Here is a 251-nt window from a genome sequence, read left to right on the forward strand (position 1 = left end):
TCTTCACCGTCGGTGCTCTCGGTGTTTTTCACGTACTGGCCGTAGGCCGACAGCGGGACCAAGGCGCACCCGATGTCGCAGTCGGCAGCGTGATCGGCAGCAATATCTTCAACGTACTGGTAATTCTCGGCCTGGCCGCGCTGATCATCCCGCTGCGCGTATCACGCCAGCTGGTGCGCCTTGGTAGGCAGCCTGCAGGCTTACGGTGAGCTGCGGCGCGGTGCTGCCGAAGGCCACCAGGCTCAGGCCGA

Annotated in this window: 1 pseudogene; it reads left to right on the forward strand. The window is 64.1% G+C overall.

The features are described 5' to 3' along the window. Positions 1-209 (forward strand): annotated as a pseudogene (locus SB772_RS43725) (hypothetical protein); the annotation flags it as partial. Between the last annotated feature and the right edge of the window lie 42 nt (positions 210-251).

Source organism: Paraburkholderia sp. SIMBA_030 (genome assembly GCF_046535245.1).
In the GTDB taxonomy this organism is placed as follows: domain Bacteria; phylum Pseudomonadota; class Gammaproteobacteria; order Burkholderiales; family Burkholderiaceae; genus Paraburkholderia.